This window comes from Halorubrum salsamenti, assembly GCF_007671685.1.
In the GTDB taxonomy this organism is placed as follows: Archaea; Halobacteriota; Halobacteria; order Halobacteriales; family Haloferacaceae; genus Halorubrum; species Halorubrum salsamenti.
This window is the reverse complement of sequence record NZ_VCNL01000003.1, coordinates 146,295-164,830: the sequence shown is the minus strand read 5'-3', so window position 1 is coordinate 164,830 and position 18,536 is coordinate 146,295. Positions and strand designations below refer to the sequence as shown.

The following is an 18,536-nucleotide window of genomic DNA, read 5'->3' as shown; positions in this document are numbered from 1 at the left end:
CGGCGGGATCCTTCGCGACCGCCGCCGATTCGACGTCTGTCGAACCTCAAAAACGACGACTGTAGGTCCTCTCCCGGCCGATCAGCGGCGAGAGATAGCAAGAACGTTAACGGCCGAGTTCGTTTCGGGGAGTGAGAGCTTTCACCACGCATGTCCGAGAACACTGATCTGATCATCGTCGGCGGGGGAATTAGCGGGGCGTCGCTGCTGTACACGGTCGCGAAGTTCACCGACATCGACGACGTAACGCTGATCGAGAAGGAGCGGGAGATCGCGGCGATCAACTCCCACCGGACGAACAACTCCCAGACGCTGCATTTCGGCGACATCGAGACGAACTACACCCTCGAGAAGGCCGAGGAGGTCAAGGAGGGCGCCGAGCTGCTCGCGGGCTACCTCGAAGGGACCGACCCGGACCGAGAGATGCACAGCAAGCGCAGCAAGATGGTGCTCGGTGTCGGCGACGAGGAGGTCGCCAAGCTGGAGGAGCGCTACCACGAGAACGGGTTCGGCGACCTCTTCCCCAAGCTGCGCGAGATCGGCCGCGAGGAGATCGAGGAGCTGGAGCCGAAGGTCGTCGAGGGCCGCGACCCGGGCACGGAGCTCAAGGCGCTCCAGACGCCCGACGGCTACGTCGTCGACTACGGCGCGGTCGCGAAGTCGTTCGTCGACGCCGCCCGCGACGAGGAGGGCGTCGGCGTCCACCTCGGCACCGCGGTCGAGAACGTCGACGAGGGCCGTGACGGGTTCACCGTCGAGACCGACGACGGCGACTTCGAGGCCGACGCGGTCGCCGTCGCCGCCGGCTCCCACAGCCTCCAGTTCGCGAAGGAGATGGGATACGGCGAGCACATGTCGCTGCTCCCGGTCGCGGGGAGTTTCTTCCTCGCCGACGACCTGCTGAACGGGAAGGTGTACACGCTTCAGATGAAGAAGCTCCCGTTCGCCGCGGTCCACGGCGACGCCGACGTCCACGACGACGGGATCACGCGCTTCGGTCCCACCGCGAAGCTCGTCCCGACGCTCGAACGCGGCCGGCTCTCCACCGTGGGCGACTTCGCCGACGTGTTCGGCTTCTCGCCGTCGTCGGTCCTGAGCTACGTCAACATCCTCTCGGACCGGATCCTGTTCCCCTACGTCGTGCGCAACCTCGTGTACGACCTCCCCGAGGTCGGCAAGCGCGCGTTCCTCCCGAACGTCCAGAAGGTCGTGCCGACGGTCGACGTCGACGACATCGAGCGCGCCAAGGGGTACGGCGGCGTGCGCCCGCAGATCGTCGACACGGAGAACAAGGAGCTCGACATGGGCGAGGCGAAGATCACCGGTGACGGGATCCTGTTCAACATCACGCCCTCGCCGGGGGCCTCGACCGCGCTGAAGAACGCGATGACCGACGTGCAGACGGTCCTCGACTTCTTCGACGAGGACCACGAGTTCGACGAGGAGGCCTTCCGCGAGGCGACGATCGAGAACTTCCCGCGGGTCGACGATGAGGGCGCCGAGTCCGAGGCTGAGGACGACGACGACTCCGACGATCGCGTCCCCGCCGAAGCCGACGACTGACCCGGTCGGGTCGACCCGCAGTTGTTGCTCGACGCGCGGATCGTCGTGCGACGCGCGGGACCAGTCGATCGTCGTGCGACGCGCGGATCGTCGTGCGACGCGCGGGACCAGTCGATCGTCGTGCGACGCGCGGAACAGCCCGGACCGTCGCTCGATATCGGTCACTGCCGGGCGCGACGCCGCTATCCGAGTTGAGCCGGATGTGACCGGCTTAACTCGGTTGAAATCGCACCTAACCGGGTGCAGGGCCATCCTCCCTTTTATTCAATCACCCGCTACGACGAGTTGCAATGTTCGAAGCAGATCCGGTCACGATGGCAACGCTCGCAACGGACGCGGCCCAGACGGTCCTGCAGGTTGGCCCGCCCGCGGACGCCGCCGGGCAGCCCCCCGCGTTCGTTCAAGACATCCTCGCCGAGGTCGGGTCCTCGGCCGGCGACGCGGCCGGCGGGATCGGCGAGACCGTCAGCGACCTGACGCCCGGCGGGAGCGACGTCGCTGCGGGCGCAAGCGACGCTTCCGAGGGCGCAGGCGACGCCGCCAACGGTGCCGCAGGCAATGCCCCCGGTCGATAACGCCGGCGCCCTGACCGGGAACCGTCACCCGATCTCCGATAGCGCCCTCCCCCGCCCAACGGGGTCTGATCGCTAACCGATTGCCGATCGCCGACGGAGGCTCGTCGATCCGCTTTGGCGTCGAGTGCAGCGTACGTCGCCCGTCGTGTCGCTCGACCATGTGAATATCGAGCAGTCGGCGGAACGCCCGTCCCGGATCAAGCCCCCGTCTCTTCGCCGACCTCCCGCTCGAACGCCTCACGAAGCACGCGGATCGCCCGCCGCTTCGCCCCGTCGGGGACGAACACGAAGGGGATCGGCACGTCGAACGCGCGGTCGCCGTACAGCCCCCAATCGCCGACGGACCGCGTCGTCCCGCCGTAGGCGATGGGGATGTCCTCCAGCTCGTCGGGGTCGTAGGCGGGCACGTACGAGCGGTCGATCCACACCTCGTGGACCGGCACGTCGAGGGCGTCGGCGAGGAGCCGCTCCAGCCGGTCGTCGCCCTCGGTGAGCCACGCCGTGAACTCGTCGAGGCGCCCGCCGTCGCTCTCCTCGCCGTCCCCACCGCCGTCTCCGCCGAGATCGCCGCCAACCCGGTCTGCCAGCGCGATCCGGTGTTTCCAGCAGGTGGCCGGGAAGCGCCGCCCGCGGAAGCGGTCGTACATCGACGCCAGCGTCGAGTCGGGGTTCTCGCGTGCGGCGATTCGGAGGCGTTCGAGCACCGCGTTGTCGTCGAGTTCTCGGTCGAGTATTCCGTCGACTGTGACGGGGCTTTCACCCGTCTCGGCCGCGTACTCGCCGAGCATCGCCTGTAGGAGCCGGTTGGCGTACACCGACTTGTGGTGTTGGGTGACCCACATGTACAGCGCGATCCGCCCTTCGAGGTAGTTGCCGATGGTCGACAGCGCCTTCTCGGTGAGCGCCAGCCCCTCCTCGGGGTGAGCGGTGTAGGCGTCGACCATGCGGTCGACGTCGAAGCTCAACACGCCGGCACCGGTCATGTAGTTGTCCCGGGTGATGTAGTCGAGCCGGTCCACGTCGATGGGGGAGTGGAGCAGCTGAGCGCCGACACCGTACTGCCACGGCTCACCGCGCTCGTACGCGAGGCTGTAGCCGAGCACGTACGCGCACACCTCGAAGGGGTCCACGCCGAACGCGCGGAGCGCGTCGCCGTACTCCTCGACGACGATCACGCAGCCGAGCAGCTCGTGCGGGCTCGCGGAGCGGAGCGGGGCGCCGCCGACGCCGGCCGAATCGAAGGCGTCGACCAGTCCGGTCTCCGCGACGCGCTCTCGGAGGACCCCCTCGTCGAGGAACCCCTCGGAGAGGTGCGAGAAGGGCGGGTGGCCGACGTCGTGGAGCAGGCAGGCGCACTCCAGCGTGCGCTGGATCTCCTCCAACTCGTCGGTCGTCGCGTCCCGCGCGAAGTACGACTGTCGGCGGAGGTTCTCGAAGACGGTTCGGCCGAGGTGGTAGACGCCGAGCGAGTGCTCGAACCGGGTGTGGTTCGCGCCCGGATACACGAGGTGCGTCGCCGAGAGCTGGCGGACGTACCGCAGCCGCTGGAACGGCCGGGTGTCGACGACGCCCTCGACGAGCGCGTCCGGCAGCTCGACGTAGCCGTGGACGGGGTCTTTGATCTGGGTGGTGGGCATCGACTGTGGACACGACACCGCCCCGAAACCTGCCTCTTTCGGTCCCCCTCTGGACGCAACCACGCTCCCTCTCTCCGAAACGCCCGATTCCGTCCTTATATATAGCGAGCGCGGCGATCCTTACGCATGGTATCGGACGCCGCCGACGGGACCGGATCCCCGGTCGTCGATCGGTGGACCGCGCTCGATCGCGGCTGGCAGGCGCTCGCGCTCGGACTCGGGATCGTCGCCGTTCACGCCGCGGGACAGGCCGCGGGCCTCTTCTGATGGGGGTCGTCGCCGCCGCTCGGCCGTACCTCCCCGGCCTCGCGCTGCTGGCCGTCGGCGCGCTCCTCTCGCACCTCGTCGCCGGCGCGGTCGACGGGCTCCAGCCGCTCGTCGTCGCGGTCGCGGTCGGCGTGCTCGTCGGCAACACCGTCGGGACGCCCGACGCGGCCGAGCCCGGCGTCGGCGTCGACAAGCTGTTCTTGGAGACCGGGATCGTCCTGCTGGGCGCGGCGGTCGTCGTCGAGGAGTTCCTCGCCGCGGGGCCGACCGTGCTCGGGCTCGTCGTCGCGACGGTCGCCGGCGGGATCCTGCTCGCGGAGCTGATCGCTCGGGGGCTGTTCCGGCTCGACGGGACGACGCCCTCGCTCCTGGCGGCGGGCGCGAGTATCTGCGGCGTCTCCGCGGTCGTCGCGATCGGGCGCGTGCTCGACTCCCGCGGGTCGGCGATCACGTTCGCCGCGGCGACGGTCCTCCTCTTCGACGCCGTCACGCTCGTCGCGTTCCCGGTCGCCGGCGAGTGGCTCGGGCTCACCGGCCGGCAGTTCGGCGTCTGGGCCGGCGTGAGCATGTTCTCGACCGGCCCCGTCGCGGCCGCGGGGTTCGCGCACTCGCCGGAGGCGGGACAGTGGGCGACCGTGACCAAGCTCGCGCGCAACTCCCTTTTAGGGGGCGTCGCGGTCGCCTACTCGCTGGCGTACACCGCGCGGTCGGCGACCGACCCGGGCGTGCGGCGGCTGTGGGCGGAGTTCCCGAAGTTCCTCCTCGGGTTCATCGCGGTCGCCGCGATCGCGAACAGCGGACTCCTCTCGCCGGCCGCGCTGGAGTCGATCGGGCGCGTCTCGGACGCCCTCTTCACGCTCGCGTTCGTCGGTCTCGGGCTCTCGATCCGGCTCCGGGAGATGCGTGAGGTCGGCGGGGCCGCCGTCGGCGCCGTCCTCGTCCACCTGCTCGTCGTGAGCGCGCTCGCGCTGGCGGCGGTGCGGTGGCTGCTGTAGCCCCCTTTTCACTCCTTATAAGTAGCGAGCGGGCGCAGTCCGGGTATGAGCACCATCGGCTTCATCGGCGGCAGCGGTATCTACGAGGCGCTCCCGCTCAACGACGTGCGCGAGGTCGAGTACGACACGCCCTACGGCGAGCCCAGCGACGCGATCACGATCGGCGAGTTCGCCGACACCGGGAAGGAGGTCGCGTTCCTCCCGCGTCACGGCTCGAACCACGGCGTCTCGCCCACCGACCTCCCGTACCGCGCGAACATGTACGCTTTAAAAAAGGCTGGCGTCACCCACGTCTTCGCGTCGAACGCGGTCGGAAGCCTGAAGGAGGAACTGGAGCCCGGCACCCTCGTCGTCCCCGACCAGATCTACGACCGGACGAAACACCGCGACCTCTCCTTCTACGGCGACGGCGTCGTCGTCCACCAGCCGTTCGCGGACCCCTACAGTCCGGAACTGGTCGATCACCTCACCGAGGCCGCGGAGTCGGCCGTGGACGGCGACGAGGGGGATGACGGCGACGACACGAAGGTCGTGAAGGGCGGCACCTACGTCTGCATCGAGGGCCCCCAGTACTCGACCCGCGCGGAGTCGGAGTTCTACAAGAGCCAGGGATGGGATCTCGTCGGCATGACCGCGATCCCGGAGGCGAAGCTCGCCCGCGAGGCCGAGATCGCGTACGCGACGATCGCCGGCGTCACCGACTACGACGTCTGGAAGGAGGACAGCGAGGTGACGCTCGAAGAGGTCCTCGAAAACGCCGAGCAGAACCAGAAAGCGATCAAGGCCGCCGTCGAGGAGGCCGTTCGGTCGCTTCCCGACGACCTCGAGTGCGAGGCGCACACCTCCCTCGAAGGCACCGTCAACACGCCGACCGAGGCGATTCCGGAGGACACCCGCGAGCGCGTCGATCCGCTGCTGGGCGACTACTTATAAACAGCCCCCGGTGCGGTGGCGCGTGCCGCCGAGCGCCCGCAGGGCGCGAGGTGCACGCGCGAGGGAGTCGGACCGGCACAACAGCGCCGGTCCGACGAGGCTGGGGTTTGGAGAATTTCACCACCGCTCTGCGGTATCCATTTATAAAAGGGAGAACTGGGCTCCGGTCTCGAACGCGTCTCAGTCCGCGATCGCTTCCGACTCCCCGGTCATCGCCGCCGGGTCCTTCACCCACAGGTCGCCGAACAGGTCGTCCTGCTGGAGCCGGACGGAACCGCGGTGGGCCATGAACAGCAGCGCGAGGTACGTCATGAAGGGCCGTCCACCGGCGCTCTCGATCTCGCCGAACAGCACCTCCGTGCGCCCGCGGTCGAAGTGGGTCCGGAGAGCGTTGTCGATCTCCACGATCACCTCCTCGATGTCCTCGTCGTGGGTGCGGTCGGTCGCCTCGCCCGCTGTCGGCTCGCCGTCCTGTCGGAACTCGTCGCCGGCGTGGTAATCGAGCGTCTGCGTGCCGCGGGCGTGCCCGTGCGGCGACTCCGAGGTGTCGTACTCGCGGGAGTCCTTCCACCACGAGCCGCGCTCGGCCTCGCGGAGCTCCCGGACCAGTTCGTCGAGCGTCTCCGGAGACCCTCGGGTGTTCTTCCGTTCGAGGCGGCGGTCCATCTCGGCCTCCAGCTCGTCGATGGGGTCGAAGTCGCCGTCGGCGGGGTCGGGCGCGCCGCCCTCCATCGCGACCTCCCACGGCTCCGGCTCGGGCTCCTCGTCGTCGTCGTCGTCGGCCAGCATCCCGTCGCTCTTCATCCGGAGCAGGACGCTGGCGTAGAACAGCGCCCGCCCGGTCGTCCGGAGGTCCGTCTCGTCGAGCTTCTCTAAGAACGCGTCGGTCACCTGCACGATGTCGATGTCCCACGGCTCGATCTCGCCCTCCTCGGCGAGCTGGACGAGGAGCTCGACGGGCTCGACCTCGTCGTCGTCGGTCTCGTCCGGAGGTGAGACGCCGGTCACGTCCGGTCCGGATTCGTCGGTCGAGTCGGGGTCGTCGTCCGGGGCGTCGTCGGCGAACGGGTCCGCCCCGTCGCGCTCGCTCGTCAGGTCGAGGTCCGGGACCCCGCCCGCAGACTCCGGGGGCTCAGTCATCCGCGGTCACCTCCCCGTCTCCGTCGTCGCCGAACTGCATCCCCGTTACCGCCGAGAGGTTGTCGCCCTGCATCGTGACGCCGATGGCGCGGTCGGAGCGCTCCAGCAGCGCCGACCGGTGGCCGACGACGACGAACTGGGCGTCCCCGGCCAGCTCCTCGATCATCTCGCCGACGCGCTCGGCGTTGACGGCGTCGAGGAACGCGTCGATCTCGTCGAGCGCGTAGAACGGCGCGGGGTTGTGCCGCTGGATCGCGAAGATGAAGGAGAGCGCGGTCAGCGACTTCTCGCCGCCGCTCATCGCGTCGAGCCGCTGGACCGGTTTGTCCGCGGGCTGGGCCTTCATCGTCAGCCCCTCCTCGAACGGGTCCTCGGGGTTCTCCAAGAGGAGCTCTCCGCTGCCGGCCGAGAGGCGCGCGAAGATGTCCTCGAAGTGGTCGTTGATCGACTCGAACGTCTCCATGAACGTCTCCTTCTTCGCCGCCTCGTACCCCTCGATGCGCTCCTCGATCGCGTCGCGCTCCTCGACGAGCACGTCCCGGCGCTCTTGGAGCGTGTCCAGCGCCTCCTCGACCTCGTCGTACTCGTCGATCGCGAGCATGTTGACGGGTTCGAGCGCCTCCATCTCCGCCTCCAGCTCCTCGATCCGCGACTCGACTTCGTCGAGGTCCGGAATCTCGTCGGCGTCGTACTCGCCGACCTGCGACTCCAGCTCGTCGATCTCCCACGCCAGCCGGTCGCGGCGGTCGGTGAGGCCCTCCAGGTCGGACTCCGCCTCCGAGACGAGCGAGCGCTGCTCGTCGCGCTCGCGGGTCGCCTCGGTGATCTCCTCGCGGAGGTCCTCGCGGTCCGCCTTCAGCTCCGTCAGCTCCTCCTCGAGCTCCGCGATCGCCTCGCGTTTCGACTCCAGCGTCTCCTCTTTCTCCTCGATCGCGGCCTCGTGCTCGGCCGCCGCCTCCTCGGCCTCCGCCTTCCGGTTCTGCGCCGTCTCGACGGTGTCGTGGAGGTCGTCGACCGCGTCCTCGGCGTACCCCTTCTCCAGCTCGAGCTCGTTGCGCCGCCCGTCGAGCGAGCTCATCCGGTCTTCCAGGTCCGAGATCTCTCCCCGGATCTCGTCGGCGCGCTCCGAGAGCTCCGGGATCTTCGAGTCGGCCAGCTCCGCCTCGATCTCGTCGATATCGGCGTCGAGTTCGTCTATCTCCGCGTTCAGCTCGTCGATCTCGGCGTCGAGTTCGCTCATCTCCGCGTCGACCGACTCGCGTTCAGCCTCCAGCTCTTCGAGCTCGGCCTCTAACTCCTCGATGCGGTCCTCGGCGTCGGTCAGCTCGTCTTCGGCGCGTTCGACGTCGGCCTCCAGCGACCGGACGCGCTCGGCCGCGTCGGCCTTCCGGTCGCGCGCGTCGTCGATGTCGGCTTCCAGCTCGTCGATCTCCGCCTGTAGCGCCTGCCGTTCGTCCTCCAGGTCCGAGATCTCGGTCGCGAGCCGTTCGAGCTTCCCCCCGCCGGACTTCGTGAACGCGTACCGGGAACCGCCGCCCGATCCGCCGGTCATCGCGCCGGACTTCTCGACGAGGTCGCCGTCGAGCGTCACCATCCGGTAGTCGCCCATCAGGTCGCGGGCGGTGTCCATGTCCTCGACGACCAGCGTGGAGCCGAGCACGTACGAGAAGATCCCCTCGTACTCGCCGTCGTAGTCGACGAGGTTGCGCGCGAAGTCGACGACGCCCGGCACCGAGGGCTTCCGCGGGAGGCTCCGGTCGTCCATCTCGGTGATCGGAAGGAACGTCGCCCGGCCCGCGTTGCGCCGCTTGAGGTAGTCGATACACGTCGAGCCCACGCCGTCGTCGTCGACGACGACGTTCGCGAGCCGACCGCCGGCCGCGGTCTCACACGCCTCGGCGTACTCGGCCTCGACGGAACCGAGTTCGCCGACCGCGCCGTGAACGCCGTCGATCCCGCCGTTCTTCACTTCGGTCACCGCGCGGGGCCACGAGGCGTCGCCGCGCTCGTCGGCCGCGGCCTCCAGCTTCGCGTACTCGTTCTGCTTCTCGCGGAGGTCCTCCTCGATCGCCTCCAGCCGCTCGCTCTTCTCGGCCTTCTCCGCGAACAGGTCGGCGACCGCGTCCTCGATCGTCTCCTCGTTCTTTTCCGCCTTGTCGAGCTCGCTGTGTAGCTCGGAGATCCGGGCTTTGTGCTCGGGGAGCGACTCGCGGGCCTCCTCCAGATCGTCCCGAGCCTCGCTCACCGCGTTCGAGCGTCGGCGGGCCTCGTCGAGCAGGCGGTCCTTCTCGCGCTGGAGTTCATTTTTCTCCTCGCGCAGCGACTCGATCGCCTCCTTCTTCTCCGCGAGCTCCGCTTTCAGCTCGTCGAATTCGGTGTCTGCGCCCTCGATCTCGGCCTCCACGTCGGCGAGCTCGGAGCGCTTCGTGGCGATCTCGGATTTCACCGAGGCCTTCTCGACTTTCACCTCGCGGATATCTTCGTCGAGCTCCTCGATCGTCTCCTCCTTGCGGTCGATCTGGACGAACGCGTCGCGGCGCTCGGTCTCGGCCTCCGCGGCGCGCTCCTCGGCGGCCTCGATCTTGTCCTCCAGCCGCGAGATCTCGCCTTTCACCTCCTCGATCTCCGAGCGGATCTCGATCTGCTCGTCCTCGCCTTTCGTCTCGATCTCGTGGTTGAGGTCGGCTAAGTCCTCTTCCAGCCGCGTGAGCTTCCCCTGTCTGGCGTCGAGCTCGGCGCGAAGGTCCTCGAGTTCGTCTTCGGCCTCGTCGATGTCGTCCTCGACGCCCGCGAGCGTCTCGCGCTTCTCCTCCAGCTCGGAGGCCTTGAGGAAGCCGCGGTACTCCTCGAGCTCGTCGCGGTACTCCTGATACCGGAGGGCGGTCTCGCGCTCGTCGGACAGCTGATCGAGCCGGTCCTGCTTCTCGCCGATCCGGAGATCGGCCTCCTCGATCCGGTCTTCGACCGTCTCCAACTCCTCGTAGGCGGCTTCCTTCTTCTCGTCGAACTCGGCGACGCCCGCGATCTCGTCGATGATTCCCCGGCGCTGGTAGGGAGTCATGTTGATGATCTCGGTCACGTCGCCCTGCATCACGACGTTGTACCCCTCCGGCGTGACGCCGGCGGCCGCGAGCAGGTCCTGCACGTCCGAGAGGTTCACCGAGCGCCCGTTGAGGTAGTAGTAGGAGTAGTAGTTGTCCTCGGTCTCCTTCACGCGGCGCTTGATCGTGATCTCGGAGACGTCGCCGACGTTCTCCGTGCCCGCCGCGGAGACGACCTGCGACCGGTCGAGTGTCCCGTCCTCGTTGGACAACACCACGGTCACCGACGCCTCGTTCGGGCCGTCCGAGCCCTCGCCGCCGTCGTGGCCGGGGTTGTAGATCAGGTCCGTGAGCTTCTTCGCCCGGATCCCCCGGGTGCGGGCCAGCCCGAGCGCAAAGAGGATCCCGTCGATGATGTTCGACTTCCCGGAGCCGTTCGGCCCAGTGACGACCGTGAAGTCGTCGTAAAAGGGGATCCTCGTCGTTCGTCCGAAGCTCTTGAACCCGTCTAAAACCACTTCTGTGATATGCATGTGCGCGGAGGGTGGGCGGCGGGTTACGCGACGATGATGTCGCTGTCGGACTCCTCGTCGCTCTCCGCGTCAGACCCCTCGGCGGCCTCGGCGTCGGGCGTCGTCGCCTCCTGTTCGGGGACGATCACGTCGTCGCCCGCGGACCCATCCGAGTCACCCTCGTCCGTCCCGGCGTCGTCGGCCGCGGGTCCGTCGTCGGTCCGTTCGACGACCTCGACGTGGTCGTCGGAGTGGGTCCGGCGCTCGCCGTCCGCCGCTTCGGACCCCTCTGCGGCTTCGTTCGGTGACCCGTCGTCCGTCGGTTCCGTTGACTCCGCCGACTCGGTCGCGTCGGTTGCGACGGCTACCTCCTGAGCGTCTTCCACCTGTCGGACGCGCTCTTTCATCTCGACGAGCTCCTCGGTGAGCCCGTTGACCGCCGCCTGTAGCTCCGCGACCTGTCGTTCGAGGTCCTCCACGCGGTTACTCATTATACACACGTATGCCCACGCGGGCCGTATAAATCTGCGTCAGACATGTGTGTCCATGTCGCATGATCCTCCATGTAAACCGCGGGATCCTGAACGATGGCGGGTGCGTACATTTCGAACCGCTGAAACGTGTCTGTCGATCGTCGGACACGAGGAGAAGATACTTGTAGTGAGAGTTGATATCGGTTCTGTATGAGCAAGATCACCTTCCGGGCCGACGACGACCTCGTCGAGCGGCTGGAAGCGTGTGACGCCTCCAAAAGCGAGGTGATGCGAGAGGCCCTCCGGACCCACCTCGACGGCGCGATCGAGGGGGACGAAGACGGCGGCGATACGGCCGCGTCGGACGCGTCGATCGACGCCGCGCTGGCCGAGCGGATCGACGACCTCATCGCCGATCGGCTCGACGCCGCGTTGGACGAGCGGCTCGGCGATCGATCGGCCGCTCCGTCGGCACCTCATACGGCGTATACGCCCGGAAGCGCCGGGGATATCAACGTAAACGTCTCGCTCGACGCTCCGGGTGCCGACGAGGACGACGCGAGTGTGACGCGTGAGACGACCGAGGACGCCGACGCGCAGACTCGTAAGACGCCCGGGGATCCGGACGTGCAAACGCGCGAAAATACCTGTGGCGGATGTGGTGAAAACGTTCCCTCTGACCATGTATACTGCCCGAACTGCGGTGAAAAGCAGTCGCATCGAGCGTTCTGCGAATGCGGTGACGAGCTCCGGACCGACTGGGCGTTCTGTCCCGGGTGCGGGCGCCGAACTCCCGCTGCCGACGTACTGAAGGATCGTTGATAGTCGCTTAAGGCCGCGTATCTCCCGCTGCCGACGTACTGAAGGATCGTTGATAGTCGCTTAAGGCCGCGTATACGTTCGAATTATGGCGTTTTCACGATCTGTCTTACACCCTCCGGTAGTTTTATAATGGTAGCCTCGGTGACTTCAATTGCGTAAGACGGTCGTCTTACAGCGACCGTCCGAGTCGGGGTGACCCTCCGTCGTCGGGCGATTCGTCGCTGTAAGACACGCGCGTCGCGTGGTCGCCGTCTTACCGGGGGAATACAATGGAGCGTGTGACACTACGAATCCCGAAACAGCAGATCGACGAAGTCGAACAGATGGTCGAGACGGGCGAGTTTCCGAACCGGAGCGAGGCGATCCGGTCGGCCGTCCGCGACATGTTAAACGAACAGGACGGCGAGCGCGACGAGCGCGGCCGCAACCGCAATTGGGCGAAGGTGTAAACTGATGCAAGATCTCGTTCAGGACGCCCTCGACAACGCGGAAGCGGAGAAGCGCGACATGGATGTCGACATGGACGACGACGAGTTCGGGGACCCCCGGATCGTCATCGTCGGTGCCGGCGGCGCCGGTAACAACACGGTCAACCGGCTGTACAACATCGGCGTCGACGGCGCCGACACCGTCGCGATCAACACGGACAAACAGCACCTCAAGATGGTCGAGGCCGACACCAAGATCCTCGTGGGCAAGTCGCTCACGCAGGGGCTCGGCGCCGGCGGCGACCCCAAGATGGGCGAGCGCGCCACCGAGATGGCCCAAGGGACGATCAAAGAGGTGCTCGGCGACGCCGACCTCGTCTTCGTCACCGCCGGGATGGGCGGCGGCACCGGTACCGGCGCCGCGCCCGTCGTCTCGAAGATCGCCAAGGATCAGGGCGCCATCGTCGTCGGGATGGTCTCGACCCCGTTCAACGTCGAGCGCGCCCGGACTGTGAAGGCTGAAGAGGGGTTAGAGGACCTCCGCAACGAGGCCGACTCGATCATCGTCCTCGACAACAACCGGCTGCTCGACTACGTGCCGAACCTGCCGATCGGGAAGGCGTTCTCCGTGATGGACCAGATCATCGCGGAGACGGTCAAGGGGATCTCCGAGACGATCACCCAGCCGAGCCTCATCAACCTCGACTACGCCGACATGTCGACGATCATGAACCAGGGCGGGGTCGCCGTCATGCTCGTCGGCGAGACCCAGGACAAGAACAAGACCCAAGAGGTGGTCAACGACGCGATGAACCACCCTCTCTTAGATGTCGATTACCGCGGTGCGTCCGGCGGGCTCGTCCACATCACGGGCGGTCCGGACCTCACGCTCAAAGAGGCCGAGGGCATCGCGAACAACATCACCGAACGGCTGGAGGCGAGCGCCAACGTGATCTGGGGCGCCCGCATTCAGGACGAGTACAAGGGGAAGGTCCGCGTCATGGCGATCATGACGGGTGTCCAGAGCGCGCAGGTCCTCGGCCCCTCCACCCAGAAGCAGGCCGACAAATCCCGCGCCGCGGTGGACGCTGACGACCTCGGCGACTCGCGCTCGCGGGCGGCCGAGACGAACGGCACAGCCGGCAACGCGGCGGTCTCGGGCAGTACCGAGGGCGGCGCGTGGGAGTCCGACGGTGGCAGCGAGCCGACCGAGAAGAACAACGGACTCGACGTCATCCGCTGACGCTCGCTCCGACCGATTCCGGCGTCGTCACCGGCCCCGGCGTCGTCGCATCGATCTGCTGACCGCGGTTTTTCCGTCCGACCGACTCTCCAGCTCTCCGCCTGCCGAGTTACGCCGCCTCGATCGAGTCGAGTAGCCGACACTTCCGGCAGACGTCGCGGCTCGTCTTCGAGCCGCAGCGATCGCACTCGCCGAGGTCGGGCGAGTCGGCGGCGGCGTCGCCGCCCTCGCGGTACGCCTCGGCGGCGAGCGCGGACAGCTCCTCGTAGCCGGCCATGATCGAGTGGCGGGCGCCGGGGTGGTTCTCCTCCAGCTCGTGGATCGTCGACTGGATCTCGCCGCGGTAGGCCTCCGAGGAGTGCGGACACTCCGCCATGTGGGTCGGGAGGTCGCGGACGTGACAGTAGAGGGCGATCTCCTTCTCGGGCACGTCCCGCAGCGGCTTGGCGCGCGGGACGAACGCGTCGGTTCCCTCCCGCTCGTCGAAGGGGCCGAGCGAGGCGTCGAAGTGTTTCGCCACCTGCCGCACGTCGCCCTCCAGGAAGTTCATCATCGCCGTCTGGGCCTCGTCGTCGAGGTTGTGGCCGGTGAGCAGCTTGTCGGCGTCGAACTCGGCGGCGTACTTCTCCAAGAGGTCGCGCCGGAACACGCCGCAGTACGCGCAGGCGGCCATGTTCTCCGGGTCGCTCTCGACTACGTCGTCCATCTGCACGTCGAACTCCTCCTCGTAGGAGACGACCTCGTGGCGGAGCGAGAGGTCCTCGGCGAGCTCGATCGTGGCGTCGATGCTCTCGTCGCGGTACCCCTCGATCCCCTCGTGGATCGTTAGCGCGAGCATCTCGACGCGCGGGTCCTTTCCGAACACGTCGTCTAAGATCTGCGTCAGCGCGACGCTGTCTTTCCCGCCCGAGAGGCCGATCACCCAGCGGTCGGGGTCGTCCGGCGTCGCGTCCGGGTCGAGGAGGCTGTCCTCGCGGACGCGGCGTTTCACGCGCTTCTCGACCGACCGGCGGAGGTGGTCGCCACAGAGGTGCGCCCCGGAGTAGGCGGCGTGGTGGATCGCGTCGTCTCCGCACCTGTCACACTCCATCGGTGTCGGATTGCGGTCGCGCGCGGATACCCGTTTCGGGCCGTGACGGGAACGCGTCTCTGTGATGACGAGAACGCGTCTCTGTGACTGAGTCCGTTCGTATCGACCCCGAACGCCGTCGAAGCCCCAATCGATCGCTTATAAACCGTTGCCAGCAACTCCGCGGCAAAGACCTCCAAAGCCCCAGTCGCGAGGGGATCGCGGCCTACCGGCCGCTCGCCAGTCGAGGGCTCCCTTCGGTCGTCCTCGCTCCTCGCGCGACTCGTTGCGCTCCTCGCGCGACTCGTTGCGCTCCTCGCTCGGTCGCTGGCGCTCCCTCGCTGCGGTGCTAACGTCGTCGTGCTTCGTCCTTCCGGGAGACTCCGTCTCCCGTCTTGCCGCTCGCTTCGCTCACGGAAATCGCGACTGCCCCTTCGAGTCCCAGCCGACCGCACCTCACGCCTCCCCAACCTCGTCGGTGGTCCTCCGCGTCGCTCCGGACCACCGACTCCCTCGCGCGCGCTGTTCGCGCCCGAAGGGCGCTCACAGGCGCGCGCCACCGCAGCCGGTGTGAGTGGACATCCGACATCGACAACCGCCCGCGCGTTGTCGCCGGTTCCGATACGGGTTTGACCGGGGCGCCGTCTCCTGTTGACGTGACCGAGTCCCCGACCGGCGTCGACCGCGATCCCGACCCGCGCCCCCTCCGAGAGGACCCGCCGGCGGAGAGCCTCCGCACCCGGCTGTGGCGCCACGGGTTCAACCTCTTACCGGCCTACCGCGGCACCGGCGCCCGAGTCGACCACATCGGCGCGGACTGGCGGTACGTCCGGATCCGGGTCCCGTTCAACTGGCGGACGCGCAACGCGGTCGGCACGATCTTCGGCGGGAGCCTCTACGCCGCTATCGACCCCGTTTACATGACGATGCTCCGCCGGACCCTCGGCGACGGGTTCACCGTCTGGGACAAGTCGGCCGCGATCGAGTTCCTCGAACCCGGCCGCGACACGCTGTACGCGGAGTTCTCGCTCACGGACGAGGAGATAGCGACGCTCCGCGAGGAGCTCGCGCCCGGCGAGTCGACCGACCGTCGGTACCGCGTCTCGCTGGTCGATGAGGCGGGGACGGTCCACGCGGCCTGCGAGAAGACGCTGTACGTCCGTCGGGACGAGTGAGCGACGTGGTCGAAGGTCGGCCACCGAGGTCCGCTTACGCCGTCGCGCCCGCGACGAGGGTCTCCTCGACGGTCTCGACGAACCGGTCCGGGTGTTCGACGTGCGGAAGCAGCTTGGCGCGGTCGAAGACGACGAGGCGAGCGCCGGACGCGTCGGCGAGCTCGCGCCCGTCGGCCAGCGGACTCACATCGGCCTCGCGGCCCCACACGATCGTCGGCGCCGCGTCCATCTCCGCGAGCGCCGCCGCGAGATCGAGGTCGCTGTTGAGGTACCCCGAGACGAACGACGCGGGCGCGAACCGCGCGTTCTCGACGTGGCTCGTCCGCCACTCGTAGTCGGTCCACTCGTCGCTCGGGTTCGTCGGGTCGTCGTAGCCGTGGTCGGCGTTGAAGTACCGGATCGACGGCTTCGAGGCGATCACGTTGAACAGCGCGTCGCCGACGAGCGGCGCCCGGATCAGCTCGCGCAGCCACGACTTCGGCGGGCTCGGTCCGGCGACGGTCGTCGGACAGACGCCGACGAACCCGCGGGTCTCGACGCCGTCCGCCGCCGAGCCGTCGACCGCCGCGGCCGCGTACGCCGCCGACAGCGACGAGGCGACGACTGCGGGCCGATCGAACTCGGCGAGGAAGTCGCGGACGAAGTCCTCGTACAGCGCCGCGGAGTAGCGCAGCGGCGGGCGGTCGGAGCGGCCGAATCCCGGCAGGTCGGGGGCGACGACGTGGTGCTCCGCGGCCAAATCGTCGAACACTTCGCGCCACTCGCCCGCGGAGCCGGCGGCGTTGACGCCGTGGAGGCACACGAGGTCGGGGTCGTCGGGGTCGCCCGCCTCGGTGTACGCCACGTCCATCCCGCGCCAGCGGAACGTGCCGTCGTCGCCGTCGAGCGGCGACTCTAACTCCCCTTCGTACCGGAGCCCGGTGTTGAGGGCGGCGATCGCGCCGACGCCGAGGAGGGCGGTCCCGGCGAGGTTCCTGAGCTTCATGGAAACCTGTTGGTCCGCGGGCGACTTATACCTCGTGGGCTCGCTAACCGGTCACGATCCACGGTATCGCGTCACGTCGCATCGCGGTCGACGCACTCCGCGATCGGCTCGACGATCTCCGCGGCGAGGCTGTACGGGTCCGTCTCCCGCCGTCGGACCGAGTCGGCGAGCGCGTCGATCCCGCCTCGGCGCTCGATCTCCGCGGTCGCGAGCGCGCCCACGTCCGAGCGAACCAGCGTGCGGATCTCCTCGGCGTAGCGCCGGCGCTCCGCCGACTCGATCGCGCCCGACTCGCGGAGGTGGATCGCGTGCGCGTCGAACGTCTCGATCAGCTCCGGGACGCCCTCGCCGGTGTTCGCGACGGTTCGGAGGACCGCCGGGGTCCACGTGGTCTCGTCGTCTCCACCGTCTCCGTCGTCCTGTCTCTCCTCGTCGTCCGGGTGGTCCGGGACCTCGAACCCGTGATGGCCGCCGTCGAGCCCCTTCGTCGGGCTCTCGCGTCGGTGGACCATCTCCTCTAGCTCGGCGAGGGTGCGCTCCGCGCCGTCCATGTCGGCCTTGTTGACGACGAACACGTCGCCGATCTCCAGGATGCCGGCCTTCAGGGTCTGCACGTCGTCGCCGGAGCCGGGCTGGACCAACACCGCGACGGTGTCCGCGGTGCGGACCACGTCGACCTCGTTCTGGCCGGCGCCGACCGTCTCGATGATGACGACATCTTTCCCGAAGGCGTCGAGCGCCTTCACGGCGTCCGCGGTCGCCATCGACAGCCCGCCGAGCTGTCCGCGCGCGCTCATCGATCGGAAGAACACGTCCATGTCACCGACGTTCGACGCCATCCGGATCCGATCGCCGAGCACCGCGCCGCCGGTGTACGGCGAGGAGGGGTCGACCGCGACCACGCCGACGGTGTCGCCGCGGTCGCGGTAGGCGGCCGCGAGCTTGTCGACGAGCGTCGACTTCCCGGCGCCGGGCGCTCCGGTGATCCCGATCACGTCGGCGTCGCCGGTGTGCTCGTGGAGCGCGGCGACGATCCCGCGGTAGCCGGCCGCCCGGTTCTCGATGCGGGTGATGACGCGGGCGAGGGCCCGGTGGCTCCCGGCGAGGAGGTCCTCGACGAGTTCGGCGTCGCCGTCGCCGAGCGCGGTTGCGTCCGTCCCGCCCATCTACGCTCGCTCCGGGAGGTTGTTCCGGATGAACTCGATCGTCTCCTCCATCGGCGTGCCCGGGCCGAACACCTCGGCGACGCCCAGCTCCTTGAGCTCCGTCTCGTCGTCGTCGGGGATGATCCCGCCGACCAACACGAGGGTGTCCTCGAACGCGTCGTACTCTTTGAGTCCCTCGATCACCTTCGGGACGAGCGTGTTGTGCGCCCCCGAGAGGATGGAGATACCAAGCACGTCCACGTCCTCTTGGACCGCCGCCTGTACGATCTCCTCGGGCGCGCGGTGGAGCCCGGAGTAGACGACCTCGAACCCGGCGTCCCGGAACGCCCGCGCGATCACGTGTGCTCCCCGGTCGTGGCCGTCGAGTCCCACCTTCGCGACCAGACAGCGGACGGCTCGCGTCTCCTGTTCGGCGCTCATGTCTGCCTCTCCGTCGCGTGACCGTTTGATTCTAACGGACGTTCAGGATGGTTCGGGTGAGCGGGAAGTGATGGATCCGAATCCTTCCGGGA

General features: G+C 68.2%; 17 protein-coding genes. 9 read left to right on the top strand and 8 right to left on the bottom strand.

The window, feature by feature from the left end; translation table 11 throughout:
- Positions 1-150: 150 nt before the first annotated feature.
- Positions 151-1,563, top strand: a complete 1,413-nt coding sequence (locus tag FGL94_RS09855) for an FAD-dependent oxidoreductase (protein WP_144924198.1) — start codon at positions 151-153, stop codon at positions 1,561-1,563.
- Positions 1,564-1,853: 290 nt separating this feature from the next.
- On the top strand, positions 1,854-2,138 hold the full coding sequence (locus FGL94_RS09850) for a hypothetical protein (RefSeq protein WP_144924195.1): 285 nt from the start codon (positions 1,854-1,856) through the stop codon (positions 2,136-2,138).
- Between the two features lie 197 nt (positions 2,139-2,335).
- Here FGL94_RS09850 and FGL94_RS09845 read toward each other — a convergent pair whose 3' ends face one another.
- Positions 2,336-3,775 (bottom strand): HD domain-containing protein, encoded by a 1,440-nt coding sequence (locus tag FGL94_RS09845; RefSeq protein ID WP_144924192.1) that lies wholly within the window; start codon positions 3,773-3,775, stop codon positions 2,336-2,338.
- A gap of 126 nt (positions 3,776-3,901) precedes the next feature.
- Between FGL94_RS09845 and FGL94_RS18290 the strand changes: the two genes are divergently transcribed.
- The 3 genes from FGL94_RS18290 to mtnP are packed head-to-tail and all read left to right on the top strand — an operon-like array spanning position 3,902 to position 5,970.
- Positions 3,902-4,042 carry a hypothetical protein gene (locus FGL94_RS18290; RefSeq protein ID WP_186313379.1) on the top strand — a complete coding sequence of 47 codons (141 nt, stop codon included), beginning with the start codon at positions 3,902-3,904 and terminating at the stop codon, positions 4,040-4,042.
- Positions 4,042-5,037, top strand: a complete 996-nt coding sequence (locus tag FGL94_RS09840) for a YeiH family protein (protein WP_144924190.1) — start codon at positions 4,042-4,044, stop codon at positions 5,035-5,037. Before FGL94_RS18290 ends, FGL94_RS09840 begins: the two co-directional genes overlap by 1 nt.
- A 45-nt stretch (positions 5,038-5,082) precedes the next feature.
- Entirely contained in the window at positions 5,083-5,970 is an 888-nt protein-coding gene (gene mtnP / locus FGL94_RS09835; protein ID WP_144924187.1) for an S-methyl-5'-thioadenosine phosphorylase, read from the top strand.
- A gap of 180 nt (positions 5,971-6,150) precedes the next feature.
- Here mtnP and FGL94_RS09830 read toward each other — a convergent pair whose 3' ends face one another.
- Genes FGL94_RS09830 through FGL94_RS09820 form a run of 3 tightly spaced genes read right to left on the bottom strand, consistent with a single transcriptional unit; the run spans position 6,151 to position 11,154 of the window.
- The gene (locus FGL94_RS09830) at positions 6,151-7,110 is read right to left on the bottom strand and encodes a segregation and condensation protein A (RefSeq protein ID WP_144924184.1); all 960 of its coding nucleotides are present in this window, start codon (positions 7,108-7,110) and stop codon (positions 6,151-6,153) included.
- Complete coding sequence (smc, locus tag FGL94_RS09825; RefSeq protein WP_144924181.1) at positions 7,103-10,684, bottom strand: chromosome segregation protein SMC; 3,582 nt, start codon at positions 10,682-10,684, stop codon at positions 7,103-7,105. The genes FGL94_RS09830 and smc overlap by 8 nt, the downstream gene beginning before the upstream one ends.
- 23 nt (positions 10,685-10,707) lie before the next feature.
- Entirely contained in the window at positions 10,708-11,154 is a 447-nt protein-coding gene (locus FGL94_RS09820; protein WP_144924178.1) for a DUF7518 family protein, read from the bottom strand.
- A 192-nt stretch (positions 11,155-11,346) separates the two neighbouring features.
- Here FGL94_RS09820 and FGL94_RS09815 point away from each other — a divergent pair, with 192 nt between their 5' ends.
- The 3 genes from FGL94_RS09815 (at position 11,347) to ftsZ (ending at position 13,629) form a co-directional block, all read left to right on the top strand.
- Positions 11,347-11,958 carry a double zinc ribbon domain-containing protein gene (locus FGL94_RS09815; RefSeq protein WP_144924175.1) on the top strand — a complete coding sequence of 204 codons (612 nt, stop codon included), beginning with the start codon at positions 11,347-11,349 and terminating at the stop codon, positions 11,956-11,958.
- Between the two features lie 269 nt (positions 11,959-12,227).
- The gene (locus tag FGL94_RS09810; protein WP_004595187.1) at positions 12,228-12,407 is read left to right on the top strand and encodes a ribbon-helix-helix domain-containing protein; all 180 of its coding nucleotides are present in this window, start codon (positions 12,228-12,230) and stop codon (positions 12,405-12,407) included.
- 4 nt (positions 12,408-12,411) lie between these two features.
- Positions 12,412-13,629, top strand: a complete 1,218-nt coding sequence (ftsZ, locus tag FGL94_RS09805; RefSeq protein WP_144924172.1) for a cell division protein FtsZ — start codon at positions 12,412-12,414, stop codon at positions 13,627-13,629.
- A 109-nt stretch (positions 13,630-13,738) separates the two neighbouring features.
- On the opposite strand, the gene ncsA is transcribed toward ftsZ, so the two are convergent.
- A complete protein-coding gene (gene ncsA, locus FGL94_RS09800) occupies positions 13,739-14,719 on the bottom strand; it encodes a tRNA 2-thiolation protein NcsA (RefSeq protein WP_144924169.1) in 981 nt (326 codons plus the stop codon).
- Between the two features lie 635 nt (positions 14,720-15,354).
- Between ncsA and FGL94_RS09795 the strand changes: the two genes are divergently transcribed.
- Complete coding sequence (locus FGL94_RS09795; RefSeq protein ID WP_144924166.1) at positions 15,355-15,873, top strand: DUF4442 domain-containing protein; 519 nt, start codon at positions 15,355-15,357, stop codon at positions 15,871-15,873.
- Between the two features lie 34 nt (positions 15,874-15,907).
- On the opposite strand, the gene FGL94_RS09790 is transcribed toward FGL94_RS09795, so the two are convergent.
- From FGL94_RS09790 to FGL94_RS09780, 3 genes are all read right to left on the bottom strand, one after another.
- On the bottom strand, positions 15,908-16,858 hold the full coding sequence (locus FGL94_RS09790; protein ID WP_144924163.1) for an alpha/beta fold hydrolase: 951 nt from the start codon (positions 16,856-16,858) through the stop codon (positions 15,908-15,910).
- A 71-nt stretch (positions 16,859-16,929) separates the two neighbouring features.
- Positions 16,930-18,024, bottom strand: a complete 1,095-nt coding sequence (gene meaB / locus FGL94_RS09785; RefSeq protein ID WP_144924160.1) for a methylmalonyl Co-A mutase-associated GTPase MeaB — start codon at positions 18,022-18,024, stop codon at positions 16,930-16,932.
- Complete coding sequence (locus tag FGL94_RS09780; protein WP_008849079.1) at positions 18,025-18,444, bottom strand: cobalamin B12-binding domain-containing protein; 420 nt, start codon at positions 18,442-18,444, stop codon at positions 18,025-18,027.
- Positions 18,445-18,536: the final 92 nt, after the last annotated feature.

Bases quoted from the DNA above. Each gene is read 5' to 3' on its own strand.
- FGL94_RS09855 (WP_144924198.1), top strand. From the start codon at position 151: ATGTCCGAGAACACTGATCTGATCATCGTCGGCGGGGGAATTAGCGGG.
- FGL94_RS09850 (WP_144924195.1), top strand. From the start codon at position 1,854: ATGTTCGAAGCAGATCCGGTCACGATGGCAACGCTCGCAACGGACGCG.
- FGL94_RS09845 (WP_144924192.1), bottom strand. From the start codon at position 3,775: ATGCCCACCACCCAGATCAAAGACCCCGTCCACGGCTACGTCGAGCTG.
- FGL94_RS18290 (WP_186313379.1), top strand. From the start codon at position 3,902: ATGGTATCGGACGCCGCCGACGGGACCGGATCCCCGGTCGTCGATCGG.
- FGL94_RS09840 (WP_144924190.1), top strand. From the start codon at position 4,042: ATGGGGGTCGTCGCCGCCGCTCGGCCGTACCTCCCCGGCCTCGCGCTG.
- mtnP (WP_144924187.1), top strand. From the start codon at position 5,083: ATGAGCACCATCGGCTTCATCGGCGGCAGCGGTATCTACGAGGCGCTC.
- FGL94_RS09830 (WP_144924184.1), bottom strand. From the start codon at position 7,110: ATGACTGAGCCCCCGGAGTCTGCGGGCGGGGTCCCGGACCTCGACCTG.
- smc (WP_144924181.1), bottom strand. From the start codon at position 10,684: ATGCATATCACAGAAGTGGTTTTAGACGGGTTCAAGAGCTTCGGACGA.
- FGL94_RS09820 (WP_144924178.1), bottom strand. From the start codon at position 11,154: ATGAGTAACCGCGTGGAGGACCTCGAACGACAGGTCGCGGAGCTACAG.
- FGL94_RS09815 (WP_144924175.1), top strand. From the start codon at position 11,347: ATGAGCAAGATCACCTTCCGGGCCGACGACGACCTCGTCGAGCGGCTG.
- FGL94_RS09810 (WP_004595187.1), top strand. From the start codon at position 12,228: ATGGAGCGTGTGACACTACGAATCCCGAAACAGCAGATCGACGAAGTC.
- ftsZ (WP_144924172.1), top strand. From the start codon at position 12,412: ATGCAAGATCTCGTTCAGGACGCCCTCGACAACGCGGAAGCGGAGAAG.
- ncsA (WP_144924169.1), bottom strand. From the start codon at position 14,719: ATGGAGTGTGACAGGTGCGGAGACGACGCGATCCACCACGCCGCCTAC.
- FGL94_RS09790 (WP_144924163.1), bottom strand. From the start codon at position 16,858: ATGAAGCTCAGGAACCTCGCCGGGACCGCCCTCCTCGGCGTCGGCGCG.
- meaB (WP_144924160.1), bottom strand. From the start codon at position 18,024: ATGGGCGGGACGGACGCAACCGCGCTCGGCGACGGCGACGCCGAACTC.
- FGL94_RS09780 (WP_008849079.1), bottom strand. From the start codon at position 18,444: ATGAGCGCCGAACAGGAGACGCGAGCCGTCCGCTGTCTGGTCGCGAAG.